The sequence below is a fragment of the Novosphingobium rhizovicinum genome, assembly GCF_040813635.1.
Lineage (GTDB): Bacteria > Pseudomonadota > Alphaproteobacteria > Sphingomonadales > Sphingomonadaceae > Novosphingobium > Novosphingobium rhizovicinum.
On the sequence record NZ_JBFNXR010000054.1, the window covers coordinates 235506 to 252079 of the forward strand.

Annotated in this window: 12 protein-coding genes; 5 read left to right on the plus strand and 7 right to left on the minus strand. The window is 61.9% G+C overall.

Annotation, left to right across the window (positions count from 1 at the left end; all coding sequences use genetic code 11):
- Window positions 1-140: 140 nt before the first annotated feature.
- The gene (locus ABUH87_RS17665; protein ID WP_367775425.1) at window positions 141-914 is read right to left on the minus strand and encodes an enoyl-CoA hydratase/isomerase family protein; all 774 of its coding nucleotides are present in this window, start codon (window positions 912-914) and stop codon (window positions 141-143) included.
- Between the two features lie 367 nt (window positions 915-1281).
- Between ABUH87_RS17665 and ABUH87_RS17670 the strand changes: the two genes are divergently transcribed.
- On the plus strand, window positions 1282-2985 hold the full coding sequence (locus ABUH87_RS17670) for a putative bifunctional diguanylate cyclase/phosphodiesterase (protein ID WP_367775426.1): 1704 nt from the start codon (window positions 1282-1284) through the stop codon (window positions 2983-2985).
- 139 nt (window positions 2986-3124) lie between these two features.
- Entirely contained in the window at window positions 3125-3328 is a 204-nt protein-coding gene (locus tag ABUH87_RS17675) for a hypervirulence associated TUDOR domain-containing protein (protein ID WP_367775427.1), read from the plus strand.
- Window positions 3329-3400: 72 nt separating this feature from the next.
- Here the strand turns inward: ABUH87_RS17675 and ABUH87_RS17680 are convergent, their stop codons facing one another.
- Window positions 3401-5035, minus strand: a complete 1635-nt coding sequence (locus tag ABUH87_RS17680) for a ShlB/FhaC/HecB family hemolysin secretion/activation protein (protein ID WP_367775428.1) — start codon at window positions 5033-5035, stop codon at window positions 3401-3403.
- A gap of 140 nt (window positions 5036-5175) precedes the next feature.
- Between ABUH87_RS17680 and ABUH87_RS17685 the strand changes: the two genes are divergently transcribed.
- Both ABUH87_RS17685 and ABUH87_RS17690 read left to right on the plus strand, forming a co-directional pair.
- On the plus strand, window positions 5176-6528 hold the full coding sequence (locus ABUH87_RS17685; protein WP_367775429.1) for a FecR domain-containing protein: 1353 nt from the start codon (window positions 5176-5178) through the stop codon (window positions 6526-6528).
- 55 nt (window positions 6529-6583) lie between these two features.
- Entirely contained in the window at window positions 6584-8902 is a 2319-nt protein-coding gene (locus ABUH87_RS17690) for a putative bifunctional diguanylate cyclase/phosphodiesterase (RefSeq protein ID WP_367775430.1), read from the plus strand.
- A 29-nt stretch (window positions 8903-8931) separates the two neighbouring features.
- Here ABUH87_RS17690 and ABUH87_RS17695 read toward each other — a convergent pair whose 3' ends face one another.
- From ABUH87_RS17695 to ABUH87_RS17710, 4 genes are all read right to left on the minus strand, one after another.
- A complete protein-coding gene (locus ABUH87_RS17695; protein WP_367775431.1) occupies window positions 8932-9213 on the minus strand; it encodes a hypothetical protein in 282 nt (93 codons plus the stop codon).
- A gap of 150 nt (window positions 9214-9363) precedes the next feature.
- Window positions 9364-9942 carry a peptidase S14 gene (locus ABUH87_RS17700; protein WP_367775432.1) on the minus strand — a complete coding sequence of 193 codons (579 nt, stop codon included), beginning with the start codon at window positions 9940-9942 and terminating at the stop codon, window positions 9364-9366.
- A gap of 137 nt (window positions 9943-10079) precedes the next feature.
- Window positions 10080-12599, minus strand: coding sequence for an ABC transporter permease (locus ABUH87_RS17705; protein ID WP_367775590.1), 2520 nt, complete (start codon window positions 12597-12599; stop codon window positions 10080-10082).
- Window positions 12600-12616: 17 nt separating this feature from the next.
- Window positions 12617-13303 (minus strand): ABC transporter ATP-binding protein, encoded by a 687-nt coding sequence (locus ABUH87_RS17710; protein WP_367775434.1) that lies wholly within the window; start codon window positions 13301-13303, stop codon window positions 12617-12619.
- Window positions 13304-13334: 31 nt separating this feature from the next.
- Here ABUH87_RS17710 and ABUH87_RS17715 point away from each other — a divergent pair, with 31 nt between their 5' ends.
- Window positions 13335-14045, plus strand: a complete 711-nt coding sequence (locus ABUH87_RS17715; protein WP_367775591.1) for an arylesterase — start codon at window positions 13335-13337, stop codon at window positions 14043-14045.
- A gap of 38 nt (window positions 14046-14083) precedes the next feature.
- Here the strand turns inward: ABUH87_RS17715 and ABUH87_RS17720 are convergent, their stop codons facing one another.
- Window positions 14084-16549 (minus strand): vitamin K epoxide reductase family protein, encoded by a 2466-nt coding sequence (locus ABUH87_RS17720; RefSeq protein WP_367775435.1) that lies wholly within the window; start codon window positions 16547-16549, stop codon window positions 14084-14086.
- Window positions 16550-16574 lie beyond the last annotated feature (25 nt).

Sequence of the window (16574 nt, forward strand, 5' to 3'; positions counted from 1 at the left end):
ACGTGAGCGGGTCAGGTTCCTTGTAGGTGGCATGATCGCCGCTGTTCAGGGCGACATTCTGCAACTGAAGGCGAGACACGGCAAGGGAGCATGGGAAGCGGTTCGTCAGCTTTTTGGCAGCTGCTTCGATGTTCTTATTCTCAAGCGCCTAACCATTGTGGATCACGCCTCTCGAACACGGAGGCCACCCCTTCAGCGTAGTCCCGCGTGGGCTTCAGGGCGGACTGCGCAGCATGTTCCTGCCGCATCGCTTCGACGACTGCATCCGCGAAGCCAGACGTGAGAGTGGAGCGTACTGCGCTCAAGGCCAGGGGTGCGTTGAACGCTATCTCCCGGGCCATGCGCCGGGCGCCCTCGCGCTCCTCACCCTCGCCGACAAGGCGATCCACCAGTCCCCATGTAAGCGCATCCGCAGGCTTCACCCGCTCGGCTGAGAGCATCATCCATGAGGCACGTTGCGCACCGATGAGCCTCGGCAGCGTGTGCGTCAGCCCAAATCCGGGATGGAACCCCAACCGAACGAAGTTGCTGGAGAGCCTTGCCCCAGGACCTGCGACGCGAAAATCGGCAGTGAGCGCAAGTCCGAGACCCGCTCCGATCGCCGCGCCTTGGACAGCGGCTATCATTGGTTTGCGACGCCTGAATATGCGCTCGGCCTGCGTATAGAGCCCGCCGATCGCGTTCATCCCCTGCTCACCAGTGATGCTCTCGTCCCCGGCCAGATCGGCACCGGCACAGAATGCCTTCCCCACAGACGAGAGCACGGTGCAGCGTACCTGCGGCTCTGCATCCAACGCTTCCAGCGCGTCTGCAATGCCGCGCAACAGTTCCGGGCAAGCGAAGTTGTGCGGTGGTTTGGCGAAGCGGACCTCTCCAATCTCGCCGTCTATGCTGACTTGAAGATCGATCGTCATAAAAAAGTGTCCCTTTCCGCTTCCGCCTTGCGTCTTTTCAGCGACTCGTGCGTTGCCCGCGTGACCGTTCCCGTGGCGAGGCGCTTTGCAGCATCAGAAAACTAGATCCAAGGCCGAGCAGTCTCGGTTAACGCGCGCGACTGGCCCGCTAAAGGGTACGCACGGTCCATTTAGATCATAGCTGAGCCTCACGGTTAACACGGCTCTCAGTGACAGGAAATACGGGGCTCACGTGCGATCAGAGGTGTCGAGAAAATTGAGGCTTGTTAACTTTTATGGCGCTATGCCTTCAGTCATGCCGCATCGCACAACGCCCTCCCGAATGGCTGCCTTGCCCAAGCGCAAGGCCCGAGGGCATCGGGATTCGATGGCATCGAGCGAGCACTCTGTCACAGGTTTCGGCACTCTCCGCAGTCGGATTGCTGGCGCACTGGCAGTTGTGTTCTTCTTCCTTGTCGCGACTCTGCTGGTTCTCCTCGCCGCGGGTTTCGCGACGATAGACATCTCGCTCAGCAGCGGAATGGGCATTGCGTCGGCAGTGCTGATCGCGACTTTGTTCGCGCTTGAACTCGTCCTCGTCATCGTCTTCGGACTGGCACTTGCCCGGACGATCACGCGGCCGGTGGCCGACCTGATTCGAGCCACACGCCACATTGCAAAGGGGCGTAAGACCCGGTTGCCCGTGGGGTCGGGCGATGAGTTCGGTCGCCTTGCCGAGAGTTTCAACGCCATGGTGGATGCAATCGAAGCGCGCGAACAGCGTATCGCTCACGCCGCTCTCCACGATGGTCTGACCGGCCTGCCTAACCGGCAGTACTTCGTGGAACAGCTCGAGCAGGCGCTGCAGCGTCGCCAGCCGGACGAGCAGGTTCTCGTAGCATACATCGACCTCGACGACTTCAAGATGGTGAACGATACGCTCGGCCATGCGGCAGGAGACAAGCTGCTGTGCGACGTCTCAGCACACCTCCGGTCGAGCCTCCCTGAGGCACTCGTCGCGCGGCTTAGCGGTGACGAATTTGCGGCAATGATACACGGCTTGGCTGCGGACGCGGACGTCGCCAAATTCGGCGCAAGGATTCAGAGTTGCTTCGCGCAAGATATTATTCTTGCGGGTCGCAGAGCGGAAGTCGCTGCAAGTATCGGCATTGCGGTAGGGCCGAACGACGGATTGGACGCGACGATATTGCTGAAGAATGCGGATCTCGCGCTCTACCGGGCCAAGCAGCAGGGCAAGGCGGGCCATCACTTCTTCGAACCCTCGCTGGACGAACGCGCGCGCCATCGCCGTCAGTTGGAGGCGGACTTACGGGAGGCGATCCGTGCGGGCGCTTTCGAGCTGCATTTTCAGCCGCTTTACAGTCTCACGGAAGAGCGGCTGACGGCCTTCGAAGCACTGGTGCGCTGGCCTCATCCACGGCTCGGCCTGATCGGACCGGCCGACTTCATTCCACTTGCAGAAGATACAGGGCTCATAGCCGAAATCGGCGAGTGGGTTATGCATGAAGCCTGCGCGCAGGCTTCCTCGTGGCCCGAACCCCTGGCGGTCGCCGTCAACCTGTCATCGCGGCAATTCCTGAGTCCTGCGCTGCCGTCCATGGTCGTCAAGGCGCTTGCTGCCTCCGGCCTTCCCGCCCAGCGTCTCGAGGTAGAGATTACCGAGAGCGCACTCGCGTCCAACGTTGAGAAGACGCTTGAGACCCTTCATGCTCTGCAAGGCCTCGGCGTGCGTATTGCGCTGGATGATTTCGGCACTGGCTACTCCTCTTTAAGCCACTTGCGACTGTTCCCGTTCGACAAGCTCAAAATCGACCAGAGCTTCGTGCGCGACCTTGCTCGCGAAACCAATGGCCATGCGGTGATCCGCGCCATCATTACATTGGCCGAGGCACTTGGAATTGAGACGCTGGCGGAAGGCGTGGAAGAGGCCTCGCAATTGGCCGTTCTGCGGCAAGAGGGTTGCCGCCAGATCCAGGGTTTTCTCCTCAGCCGGCCTATCGTCGGAACCGAGGTGTCTCACTTCATCGCGGACCGGGGTTCCCGCACCGAGGTCATCCGCCTGCGCGCATGACTCGCACACGCCACAGAGCACCTCAGGCAAACCCACAACGACAGTAAGCCGGCTCTGCCCACTCGGGCACGGCGGGAACGGCTGAGCCTTCCAACGGCTTTGGTCCTTGCCGGTTTTGCCAAACGCAAGGAGCGATCAGATGACCCTCAAAAAGGGCGACGCGGTGGAGTGGAACACCAGCCAGGGCACCACGCATGGAACGGTCCAGAAAAAGCAGACTTCCGACACCCACATCAAGAGCCACAAGGTCTCGGCTTCTAAGGATGAGCCTCAGTACATCGTAAAGAGCGACAAGTGCGGTGCCCTTGCTGCTCACAAGCCTGAGGCTCTGCGCAAGCGCTGACACCTCCTCACAGAGGGCACCTTGCAGATGTTGCAGTGCCTGGGGTTTGGTTCTCTTCGTACCACAGCGCGGTCAAAGGTTGGCGTTTATCCCGAAGTTCACCCGAGGTTGCCGATCGCCAGTGTCGTAGCGTGGTCCGGTCAGCGGCTGCGCAACTTCGAGCGACACATTCAAGGTGTTCCGCAGACCGAGGCGCAGGCCTCCTCCGGCAGAAGCAAGACTTCCACCGCCGAAGCCATCGTCGAGATTGGAAACCTCTCCGGCGTCCGCGAAACCGTAGACCTGAGCGCGCTTGAGGAAACCCGGCGGCAGATTGAAATCGTAGCGAAGTTCGGCGTACCCCATCGCGCCGCGGTCGCCCAAGCGCTCGCTCCAGTCATATCCCCGCAGATACGCTCCACCGCCTAGCCCAAGTTCCTCCCCGACCAGCAAGGATTCGCTGGCGAGTTGCCCGCTCGCTGAAACCTGAAGGCTGACACGCGGCACCAACTCCCCGGTCCACTGCCCCCAGAGACTCAAGGATGTGAATGTGCCGTCGGCATCGTAGCGCGATGCCAGGAGGTTGCGCGCTTCGGTGGCATCGAACAGGTCCAAGCCCCGGGAGACGACGGCGCCCCCGCGGATTCTTCCACCCAGCGCATTATGATAGCCATAGGCTCCGAGGCGAAGGACCGTGGTGCGATCACGCCGGAAGAGCCTGCCTGAGCCGGTTTGCTTGAGCCGATTGACCTCGAGATTTGCGGTCAGCCAGAGACTGGACTGCCGCGTCCGGTGCACTGGTTGCAGCAAACCGATGTTGGCGCTCCAGGCGCGACCCTCAATATCGTATTGGGACAGATAAGCCCCAGGACGCACAAGCGAATACGAGAACGAAGCCGTGGCCTCTGTCCCGCTGGCGTTCAGTCGTTTTTCGTAGCGGACGCGCCCGTACTGCAGTTCGCCGGGCTCGAAACTCGTGCCAGCGTAACCAAAGGTCACAGAATCGTCTGCATCAAGCAGTTGCGACAGCACGGCGGAGATGTAGACCTTTTCCCGGCCGATCGGCCGAGTACCATCGTTGCGCAGACTCACATCCGCCGAGGCCCTGTCTTCCGTCACCTCAACCACAAGCACGCGCTGGCCATTCTCCCGAAGGAGTCGGGAACGACCGATCTGAATGCCGTCGATGTCGTCCGCGAGAAGCAATGCACGCTCAAGCCGCTCCAGCTTCACAGGGCCTTCAGTGAGCCCTGCGAGAGCCGCTTTGACCGCAGTGTTCTGGCTACCGTCCAGGCGGACAGCATCCACCCGCCCCTCGTCGAGCAAGACGGTGAGTACGCCCAGGCTCAGGCGTTGCGGTGCGATCTGAGCGGTAGCGAAAACGAAGCCCCGATCGCGCGCACGCTGAGCCAGGCGATCGGTCAGGACCGCAAGGTCATTCGGCCCGGCAGTCTTGCCCACGTAGTCCGAGATAATGTCGGCAAATTCGCTCGGCTGAAGGCTCTCCAGGCCGGAGATGGAAACGGCGCCTATAAGGATTTGCTCGCCTTGCAGCTGTACGGTCCGCGACTTGTTCTCGACTTCTGTCGGCAGTTGCGAAGCGTCGCCTGTCGCGGCCGGTATTGCAACAGAGGCATCCCTTGGCGTCACACGGTCGAGGGCGCTCTGCGCAAATACCGGCGAAGCAAACAGACCACACGCTGAAGCGAACCAGATTGAGTTCTTCATATTAGGGATGCCCTCCAATTGTGGCGGCTAGCGAGCAACCCATTACGAAATCGTCAAATTCGAGAATTTTAACCTTCACCGATAACCAGCTGGCAAGATCGGGCCAAGTACCGGCACAATCGCATAACAGGGGGTACTTCATGCGTCTGGTTCACGGGCTTTGCACAGCGGCTGCCTTGCTGACATCAACCAGCGCCTTCGCTCAAAGCGGAAGCTGGACCATCAGCGAAGCAAGCGGGCGCGTTATCCTACGCGAGGGCCAGGCAGAGCGCAGTCTGTCACGCGGCGCCACGGTTCCCGCCGGCGGCACCGTCGTAACAGGGCCCTCATCTCGCGCTGTGATGGTGCGCGGAGAGGACTTCGTCACGATGAGCGCGAACACGCGCATTCGTGTGCCTGAGGCAGCGCAGGCCACCGGCTTGTTTCAGCTCATTGAGGAATGGGGCAGCGCGGTCTTTAAGGTGAAGCACAGCCCCAAACCCCGGTTCGGGGTCCAGACCCCCTACCTCGCCGCCGTCGTCAAAGGCACCACCTTCTCCATCAACGTGAGCAACGAAGGCGCAAGCCTGCAAGTCGTCGAAGGGGCCGTCGGGGTGGCGACGAGCGATGGAGGCGCGAACGAGCTCATCAGGCCTGGCATGGTAGCTGTCGTGGCCGCGTCCGATCAGTTCAGGCTGAATGTCCAAGGTCAGAGCGCCAGGACAATAGATTCTCCGCAACGTGGCGCCACTTCAACAGCGACCGATACGGGCGGGAGCAGCTCCGTAGATACGGAATCCGCCGGTGAGCAGAGCGCTACATCAAGCCCGCTGGGCGAGGGTCTGGAGCGATCGAACTCAGATAGCTTAGGCACGTCGATGGACTCGGCAGGTCCTCCAGTGTTCTCCTCCGAGGTTTTTGTATCCGACGGTGGGGCTGATCAGGCGATCGGCGCCGCAATAGAGGCCGAACCGGTCGATATCGCCGCTGCCACGCGCGGGTTGATCGGCGCTGGGCCACAAGCGGCGCCGCCCCAGACCGTGGCGGCAAGTATCGCCTCGGTGGCAACCGTCGCACGCGAAATCGAGACTCCGAACAGCCCCAATCCTGGACCGGGCAACGGAAACGGCAATCCCAATCCCGGTCCTGGCAACGGGAACGGCAATCCCAATCCAGGTCCTGGCAACGGGAACGGCAACCCCAATCCAGGTCCCGGCAACGGAAACGGCAATCCCAATCCCGGACCCGGCAATGGAAACGGCAATCCCAATCCAGGTCCGGGCAACGGAAACGGCAACCCCAATCCGGGTCCCGGCAATGGGAACGGCAACCCCAATCCAGGTCCGGGCAACGGAAACGGCAACCCCAATCCCGGTCCCGGCAATGGAAACGGCAATCCCAATCCAGGTCCGGGCAACGGAAACGGCAACCCCAGTCCCGGACCGGAGAACGGGAACGGCAATCCCAGTCCCGGTGACGGCAATCCCGGTGGGAACGGGAAAGGTCCCAAATAGCCTGATTGCAGCATCTCGTGACGCAATGTTAGGTTTTGGGCCTTAGGCGAGCGGCATGCAGATCGGTATGAAGAGCATGACGGAGCGTTTGGTCAGGCGATGGCGCGGATCAACGCTCCTCGTTGCCTGTCTGCTGGGCGTACTTGCCGGCATCACGGGTGCGGGCATCAGTCTGGAGCATACTCTCGCCGATCTTCGATATACGCTCCGGTCCCAGTCCAGCAGCGGCGAGCTCCATCTGGTTGAGATCGACGCCCGCTCCATTGAGGCAATCGATCACTGGCCGTGGCCGCGGGCGCACTACGCCAGGCTGGTGGACGAGCTGCACCGCGCCGGTGCCAGTTCGATCGCGTTTGACGTCGACTTCTCGACGCCATCTATTCCCCGCGAGGACATGCTGTTCGCCCAAGCGCTGGCGAGAGCGAATGGCGGAGTCATCCTCCCGACATTTCGTCAGCCGAGCGGCACCGGCCAGACATCCTACATCGACTCCATGCCGATCGACATGCTCCGCGCCCATTCGCAGGCTGCGACCGTCAGCATTCGCCCCGAAGCGGGAGGCGCCGTTCGGAAGGCGCCACTTGGGCAGATCACCGAAGGCATGCCCCGCCCTTCCCTCGCTGCCCTCATCGCCGGGCGCCAAGGCGCGGCGGACGCAGCCTTCCCAATCGACTTCGCAATCGATCCAGCTTCCATACCCCGGCACAGCTTCATCGACATCGCTAGCGGGCGCTTCGACCCAACCGAGTTGAAGGGCAAGCATGTGCTTGTCGGAGCGACGGCAATCGAGTTGGGCGATCGCTATGCAGTGCCCCGGTTCGGGGTGATCCCGGGAGCTGTCATCCAGGCACTTGCAACACTGACGCTGATCGAGGGCGTGCCGATCGAGGCTGGTTGGCTCCTTCCTCTGACGCTCACGCTCATCGTCAGTTGGCTGATGCTTCGCGAGCGGAGAGTAGAGCGATTTGGAATGGCTGCCGCAGTGGCGCCCCCCGCTCTGTTTGCGCTTTCCCTTTGTGCATCGGAATGGGGCTACGAGTTCTCCCTGGTGCCTTCGTACATTGCGCTGTCGACGGTTGTCGCAGCTGCCAGTGCCCTGTGCGTGCGACGCTGGCTGGCCGAGAAGCGCACTCATGACGAACAGACCGGACTGCCGAACAGGCATGCTCTGTTAGCCACCCTGCACGGCCAGGAGAGTTACGGCGTCGTGACAGCACGCATCGCTGAGTACGACAAGGCGCTGGCAGCACTGGGTCAGCGGGGCGTTAGTGAGCTCATCAACCGCGTTCGCGACAGGATCAGCGTTCTGGGCTCTGGTGTAACAGTTTATCGCATCGGGGATCGCGTGCTGGCTTGGCAGGCGACGGTTGAGGCTCGCGACGTCCCTATCCGTTGCGAACAACTCAGGGCGCTTATGCTCAATCCGGTTGAGGCACGCGGCCGCAAGGTCGATGTCTCGATAGCGATCGGCTATGCCCAAGGGAGCTTGGGTTCTGAGGCGGAGACGATCGACAACGCCTTTCTGGCCGCTGACCTTGCCCTTTCGCGCGGACAGCCATTCCACATCCATGAGGACACGGACTCTGCCATTGTCGAAGATGAGCTGTCGCTGCTCAGCGACTTGGACAACGCTTTGCTCGCAGGTGACGTCTCGGTTGTTTATCAACCCAAGCTTGATCTCTCGAGCGGGGTAATCACCAGCGCAGAGGCACTCGTTCGCTGGAATCACTCCACCCGCGGTCCCTTGCGCCCCGACTACTTTATTCCCATCGTGGAGAAGAGCGACAGGATCTGCAGCCTCACCATCTATGTCTTGCGCAGGGCAATTGCCGACCTGAAGCTGTGGAACACAGGATGCCCGGCACTCCGCGTAGCAGTGAACATTTCAGCCACCCTGCTCGAATCCCCGGCCTTTATGGATGAACTCCAGATCGTGCTGCAGGATACAGGCGTGGAACCGCAGAACCTGATTTTCGAAGTAACAGAGTCGGCTACGATGACAGGTCACGACCGGGCTGCCGAGGCTCTGCTTGCTCTGAAGGAAATCGGCATTGCAATCTCGGTCGACGATTACGGAACGGGCCAGTCGACGCTCACCTATCTCAAGAAGCTTACGCTCGACGAGTTGAAGATCGACCGGAGCTTCGTGGAGCATGCTCACCAGAACCGCAGCGATGCCGTCTTGGTGCGCTCAACCATCGACATGGCTCACGAACTTGGCTTGAAGGTTGTCGCAGAAGGCGTCGAGACGGCCGAGTGCCTCGACTTCCTGCGTTCCGTCGGCTGCGACATGGCGCAAGGCTACCTCATCAGCCGGCCAGTTCCGCCGTCTCGCTTCGGCGAGCTCTTGGCGGAGTACCGGCTGGCAGCGTGAGCGGGCGGCTGGAACCCCAGGTTCAGCGCCTATCGGCCAATAGCGTTCGGCAGTTCCTTTCGAGTGCGTATTTCCAGGCCGCGAGCCGGTGCGGCGCCGCGCTCTAACTGCATTCTTTCGTTGGGAACGGCGAGCAAGCCCGCGTGATTGATCTTCTCCAGCATCCGAAGCTCGCTGCGCACTCGGTGCCGAGCCAAGGCGGCGCAGATAGGGCCCGCGTCTCCTGGCACATGCCAGAATCCAGAGACGTCGGCGAGAAGCACCCGAAGCTCTTCGGCAGCCTCTCGGTCGGCATCCGTCACCACATGCATGCTCGTTCATCTCCTCGCACAGACTGCTGAGACGAAAACCATCTGCGTGCGCTGGAGTTCCAAAGAACGCCTTGTATATGATTGAAATAAAACGAACTCTGCCGCACGTCGAGCGGCTCGCGGGTGCTCCACCCAGTGCGGGCTGCACCCTCAGATCACGCCGGAAATCAGCCCGAGATCGAGCGCCTTGCGGGCCTCCACATACCAGTTCGATGGTGCCCGCTTGAGAACCTCGTCCATTGTCACACCAGAGCCGCGGATCAGGTTCTCGAACCCCTCGTTCTGTATCGCGATGGACTCCCTGATCTCATTGAGCGTCGCCTCCAGACCCGCGATGCACTGCGTCAACGGTCCCTCGACATGCAACTGCGTGTTCATCTTCCGCTCGTGGATCATGAGCCGGGTGCCGCGCGTAAGGTAGCGGTTCTCACGCGCGAAGAAGCTCATGAACGTCGTGCCGGCTGAGTAGACTGCCGCCTTACCCAAAAACACGAACCGCCGTGCCGGCTCGAGGTCGCTATGGAAGCGCACATCCTCGCCCATCACCCGCGCCACTTCCGGGTCGCCGCCGAGTGTCGTAAGTTCGATAACGACCAGACCCTGCTCGGGCGCGGTCTCAAGCTTCCCCCGAAAGTCAGCATACATCTGATAGTCCACCGGGCCCGAAAGCAGGATGGCCGGATTATGGAAATCCTTGGCGCTCAGTGCGGCCACTCCGGTGTCCGTCATTGCATACCCGCAGAATAGCCGGTGGCCGTAATGCCCATCGAATGATACTCGCTGTCCGTCTTCGCGCATGCAGCAGCGAAGCTAGCGCATAATGCCCCGAACGCTACTTCGTTCCTGTAGCGAAGACTCCCGGACCTCTAAAGTTTCCGTAGCGCGGACGCGACCCGCACCCCGAGGACCGGCAGCGAGCCAAGAACGCCGATTCCGAGCGTGAGGATTGCCCCTCCTGCGAGAGTGGCCAGTACAACCGGCCATTCAGGCGCCCAGCCGAACTCGAACACCCCGACAATGACGTACCATCCTGCAAGCACTCCAAGACCCAGCGCCAGCATGCACAGCACGGCGGCCAGTATGCCGTATTCAAGTGCCTGCGCCCCCAGTATCTGCCCACGCGTGGCCCCGAGAGTCTTGAGGATGACGCTGTCATAAGTGCGGACTTGCCGCGAAGCCGCAATCGCACCGACGAGCACGGCGATGCCCGCCAGGATAGCGACGGAGGCGGACAAGAGGATGGCCGTCGCCATCTGATCCAGGATTGTACGGACCTGACCCAGCACTTCGCTGACTGCGATGATCGATGCGGACGGAAAGGCCGCGAGCAATGCGCGTGACACTGCCCCCTCATGGCTGGGATCGATTTCGATGGTCGATGTCAGGCTGTGCGGCGCACCTTGGAGCGCATTGGGAGAGAACACGAGCACATAGTTGAAACCCATCGAATCCCAGTTGACCTGTCGCAGTGAGGCTATCCGGGCCTCGATCTCTCGACCGAGCACACTGACGGTCAGTGTATCTCCAACGCCGAGATCCAAAGTCTCCGCTGCCTCGCGGTCGAGAGAGACAAGGGGCGGCCCCTCATAGCCCTCCGGCCACCATTCGCCGTCTACGAGTTCGCTGCCCTGGGGAAGTGTTTCAGCATAGGTGACGCCCCGCTCTCCACGGAGAAACCAGGCCCCTTCCGGCAACTGCTCCAACTCAGCGACGCGCTGCTCTCCGTATGCTGCGATCGTACCGCGCAACGAAGGGACGATGTTGAACTCAGCCTCTGGCGCTTGCTCCCGCACCAGCGCCACGAAGCGTTCACGCTGGTCGGAGGGAATGTCGAGCACGAACTGGTTCGGTGCGCGCGCGGGTACGGCTCGGGTTATCTCCGCGTTCAGGCTCGTCTGGATGGCGGCCAGCGTGACGAACAGCGTAAGCGCCAGCCCCAGCGCAATGACGAGTGCACTTGTCTGCGCGCCCGGACGATGAAGATTCGCCATCGCGAGCCGCAACAGAGGCCTTCGCGGGCGCGGGAGCCGCGCGGCGAGCGCCTTTACCCCGGCGCCAATGGCGAGCAGCACCAGCAGGACCGCCGCAACGGCTCCAAGTACCGCCGCCGCGAAGAGAGGCTCCCGCGCCGTCGCGAGCGCGAGAGCGATCACGAGCACCGCCGCCCCTGCCACCGGCAACCAATCGCGTGGAGGCATATGCGGCAGAACCTCGACCCCGCCACGGAACTGGGCCGCAACAGGTTGCGAACGCGCCCTCGCCAGCGGCGGAAGCGCGAATGCCAACGCGATCAGCAAACCGTAAGCAGCACTTGTGGCGAGCGGTATCGGGTGCAGTCCGAGGCCAGGAGCAACGGGCAGGAGTTCGCGGACAAGCGCCACCAGCACGAGCGGCAGAACGGCACCGACAGCCACTCCCGCCATGACGGCGAGCAGGGCAACTGCACCGATCTGCAGCAGGTAGATGCGCGCGATGTCCGCCGATGTGGCACCCACGATCTTGAGCGTAGCTATGCTGTTCCGCTTGAGAGTGAGGTATGAAGCCACCCCATTGCTGACGCCGATGCCGGCGATCACAAGCGCGGCAAGGCCAATGAGGGAGAGAAACTGCCCCATACGCTCGAAGAACCGGACTGCGCCGGGCGCGGCGCGTGAACGGTCCTTGTATTCCCATCCGGCCTCTCCGAAGCGGGATTTCAGCCCCTCCACGACAGCCTCGGGATCGGCATCGGGAGCAAGGCGGATGCGGTACTTGGTTTCGTAAAGTGCGCCGGGACGCAGGAGCCCTGTCCGCTCCATGCCCTCTAGGGATACAATGGCCACGGGACCGAGGGTGAAGCCCTCACCCACCCGATCCGGCTCCTCGGCAATGAAGCCCGCGACCCGAAAGCTTGCATCGCCATACCGGAGTGCATCGCCCCGCCTTAGAAGCAGACGTTCAGCCAGCGCACGATCCACGAGCACTTCATCGACTGGAAGGTGTCGGTAGTTCCCCTCGGAGAGCTTGAGCTCTCCGTAAAGCGGATACCGGGCATCGACGCCTTTGAGCTCAGTAAGCACGGCATCGGGGGCGCCGGTGATCGGCTCCGCCCGCCGCGCCATCGCCCGTAGCCGGATCGTATCGCTGACCTCCCCCTGCGCAGTAAGAGCGGCATGCTCGTCCTTTGTCGCCTGGCGTTGCGTCATCGAAATCTCGACGTCACCACCGAGCAGAATGCGCCCACGAGCAGCTAGCTCATCCGTGATGGAGGACGTCAGGCTGCCGATGGTCGCCAGCGTGGATACACCCAGGAACAGACACACCAGGAGCAGGCGCAGGCCACGGAAGCCTGAAAGGAGATCCCGTCGTGCAATCCGCCAGCTTGCTTGCCACCCAAGCGCAGGCACCTGTAACAGTCGTCCGCTCATGCGGCAGTATCCGAAACGATGCGCCCGTCCCGCATCTCAAGCGTCCGATCGCACCGCTGCGCCAAAACCGGATCGTGGGTGATGATGAGCAAGGTCGCACCTGCATCGCGCTGCCGCGTAAACAGCAGATCGATGACCGCGCCGCTGGTCGCGCCATCAAGATTGCCCGTCGGCTCGTCAGCAAAGACAATATTGGGCCTTGGCGCTACGGCGCGTGCGATGGCGACGCGCTGTTGCTCACCGCCGGACAGCTGCACCGGATAATGCCCAAGCCTGTGGCCGAGCCCCACGGCACGCAGTTCTGCCTCTGCGCGGGCAAAGGCATCGGCCGCTCCAGCTAATTCCATCGGCACCGCAACATTCTCAAGCGCAGTCATGGTCGGGAGCAAGTGGAAGGCTTGAAGAACAATGCCTATGCGGCCGCGCCGAGCCAGGGCGAGACCATCTTCGTCCAGATCCGCATAGGCGACACCGGCCACACTCACCGTGCCGCCGCTCGCCTGCTCCAGACCCGAAAGGATCGCCATCAGCGACGACTTGCCAGAGCCCGACGGACCGAGGATCGCTACGCTTGTTCCTTGAGTGACCTCCAGATCGATGCCCTTCAGAATCTCGGTCGGAGCTTCCGCCGTACCGAGGCGCAGGGTGACATCGCGTGCGCGGATTGCGATATCCGCGGCCATATCATTCGACATCTTTGGAGAAACACCCGTGATTAAAAAGCTTGCTCTATATGCGGGTGCATTCGGGCTAGTCCAAGGTCTCACCGGCTGCACCGAAGAGAATGTCTCAGCCGATCGCGCCGGCTCAGAGAGAGTCCTCAACGACACGCAAGCCGTACCGGCGTCCGCCCCTCAAGACGACGAGCGCCTGGTCCTTGCATTCGGTGACAGTCTCTACGCAGGATACGGCCTTGATCCGAAGGAGAGCTTTCCGGAGCAGCTGGAGCAGGCGCTTGCCGCCAAGGGACTAGCTGTTGATGTTCGCAACGCGGGCGTGTCCGGTGATACGACTGCGGCCGCGCAAAGACGCCTTGCCTTTGCTTTGGATGGGCTGGACCGCAAGCCGGACCTCGTCATGGTCAATCTGGGTGGCAACGACATGCTGCGCGGGATCGATCCCGACGAAACCCGCCGCAATCTTACCGCGATTTGTGAGGAGCTGAAGAGCCGGGACATTCCGATCATGCTCACCGGCATGATCGCCGCTCCGAACCTCGGAAACGACTATGCGGACCGTTTCAACCCGATCTACCGCGACTTGGCAGAACGCTATGATGCCACGCTTTATCCCTTCTTCCTTGAAGGCGTCATCACCGATAGCGGCCTGATGCTTGCCGATCGCATCCATCCGAACGCGAAAGGGATCGAGGCGATCACGCGGAATGTCGCTCCGCTGGTGGCCACAGCGCTGAAGGCATCTTAACGGCGCCTGCAGCACTGTGGTGGGCTTCTCCGCGCAGATCAGACGATCCGCTTGTCCCAGTGCCCATAGCTCTCATGGATACGGCCTCTCGGGAAGCTGAGACCGATCAGCGCCACACCGATCAGAACGCTTGCGATCGTATGGGCAGTGCCTGCTTCAAAGAGGAACGGTGTGGCGAACTGTGCCAGCCCGAGCGGAATGAGGAGATAGCGCAGCGGGCGCGCCACTTCCGCGGCGGCGATGGAGATCACGGTCAGCGCGAGAAAACCGATTATGTGATCGGCATCAGCCATTGCGCCTTGGGCGTCGAAAGTCAGACGCGTAAACAGCAACGAAAGCGCCGCTAATCCCGCGACAACCAGGTTCCACGGCAAATTCACGCCCCCTGCCCACATGCCCTTGAGAACCTCTCCGGGGCCGCGGTCGAATTCGTCGCGGCGCTCGGGGCGAGCCCCTTCATCGGTATCGCCGAACAGAAATACTCGCAGCCACGGCCGCCCTGCTTTCGCCCGCCGCCGGACAAACTGCAGGGTGGCCAGCAGCTCATCGAGAGAATACGGAATCTGGATCAGCATCGCCGCGGCCCCTACGAGCGTGAGCGTAGCCCAGGTGCCGATCATCACCGGCTGGATGATGACAAAGAAGATCGAGACGACGCCAAGGGGCGCGATCATCAACCCGAAGAGGAACACCATCCAAGGCATCGTGCGCCAGCGCGCTCGGGAGCCGACGAGTCCAGTCACGACCTCCAGCGCATATGTGTAGCCCCCCAAAGCCGCATCCGGGATCGGAAAGGCCTCGGACACGAAGGAGGTGATGATTGCCTCCGTTCCGTTCTTGGAAGGATCATCCGGCAGTCCGGGGAAGAACGGGTCCCAGACCGAGCTGATGTGGCCTAGCTGATAGGCAGTGAGATAACGGGCCACCAGCAGGCCGATGAGCGCCAAAAAGATAATCGGAATGCGCTGCGTCCAGGTGGACGGGTTATAAGACCATCCTGGTGGCACATCGGGCCCTGTCATGCTGGCCAGGATCGAGGGCCCCGGCTCCGGTCGCGTACCAACAGCCAGCCCGAAAGCAAACGCGCCCACCAGCGTGTCAGAAAGGAAGGCAGCGGGATTCTCGGTCCAGAAGAGAAATGGCACCGCCATGATCAGAGCAGCCACCCCGGCCTGCGCCCAGCGAGCCCATGTAAGCTGCCAGGAGAGCGATAGCGTCGCGAACACGATCAGGGCTGCGCCAAGCACAACTTCCGACCAGAAAAGCAGTGGCTCCGTGACTTCAACGATGACCGGCTGGACCAGTATCCACAAACCCAGCGCCGCATTGATGAAATGCGCCCAACGGCTGTCCGCGTGCTGCGCGCGCCGGCGCCGCTCGTACTCCGCACGAAGAGCCTCCGGCTCACGCCCAATTTCCTCCGCTTCTTCCACGAAGGCAGGCGGGCTGATCTTGTTGGCTGCATACCACGCAGCCGGGTCGCTCTTTAAGTTGGCCACGATCGCGGGAAGCTTGTCCGCGAGGCGGTGTCTGGGTTCCCAGCCAAGCAATGTGCGAGCCCGCGTAATGTCGAGCGCGTAGTGATCGCTTGCCATGCGAGTCATGAAAGGCTGGATGAACGGACGCTCTCCTCCGTCAAGAGCATCGGGGACGACTGGCTCTGCCTTGTCCTGCGCCCAAGCACCCGCTCCGGCCAATGCACTCGGCAAACGGATCGTGGCCCAGTCATCCTCGCCATGAAGCAGACACCCCAGGCGGTCCTGAAGATCGGCATAACCGATCGCGTCTTCCTCGCCGACCAGGATCACAGTCTCGCCGGTGAAACGCTCACGCCGGTCCACGGTGCGCACGAATGCGTCAATCATGTCCTCACGGTGGACCATCGCCTGTCCCGCGTCGGTGTCACCCGAGTACAGATGGCTCTGGAAATCGCGCTCGTAGATACGGGCAATCTGGTTGGAGAACGTGGGAACAGAGGTTTTCTCGTCATAGACCCCGGCCAGGTGCAGGAACACCACGGGCATCTCTCCCCGCTCCTGCCGGATTGCATCCTCTGCCTGGGCCTTGGACTTGGGATAGGCCCAACCCGGCTCGATGGGGGTGCTCTCGTCGATGCGCTCGCCGGGCCGGCCGGGAGCATGGACAAGCATCGTCCCTGAATAGACGAATTGCTCGACATCGAAGCCGCGCAAGCTCCTGACCAGATTGCGGCTGCCCTCGACGTTGACAGCGCGATATTGCGGCTTGTCCTCACCGCTGAAGTCGAAAAATGCGGCCAGATGCAGGACGCTGGCGATAGTGTTGCCGTGCTCCTGCCTGAAGCGAGCCAAGGCATCGTCGACGCTCTTCGCATCGGACAGGTCCACCTCAAGGACCGGATAATCCGTGTCGCCCGTGCGGGTATCCAGGCCGACGATAGAATACCGTCCGCTTAGTGCCTGCGCCAGCGAGCGACCGAGATTGCCGGCGGCGCCGGTGATGAGGACGATCGGCTTCGTCGGCATGCGCCTCCCCCTTGTTCAGCAACCG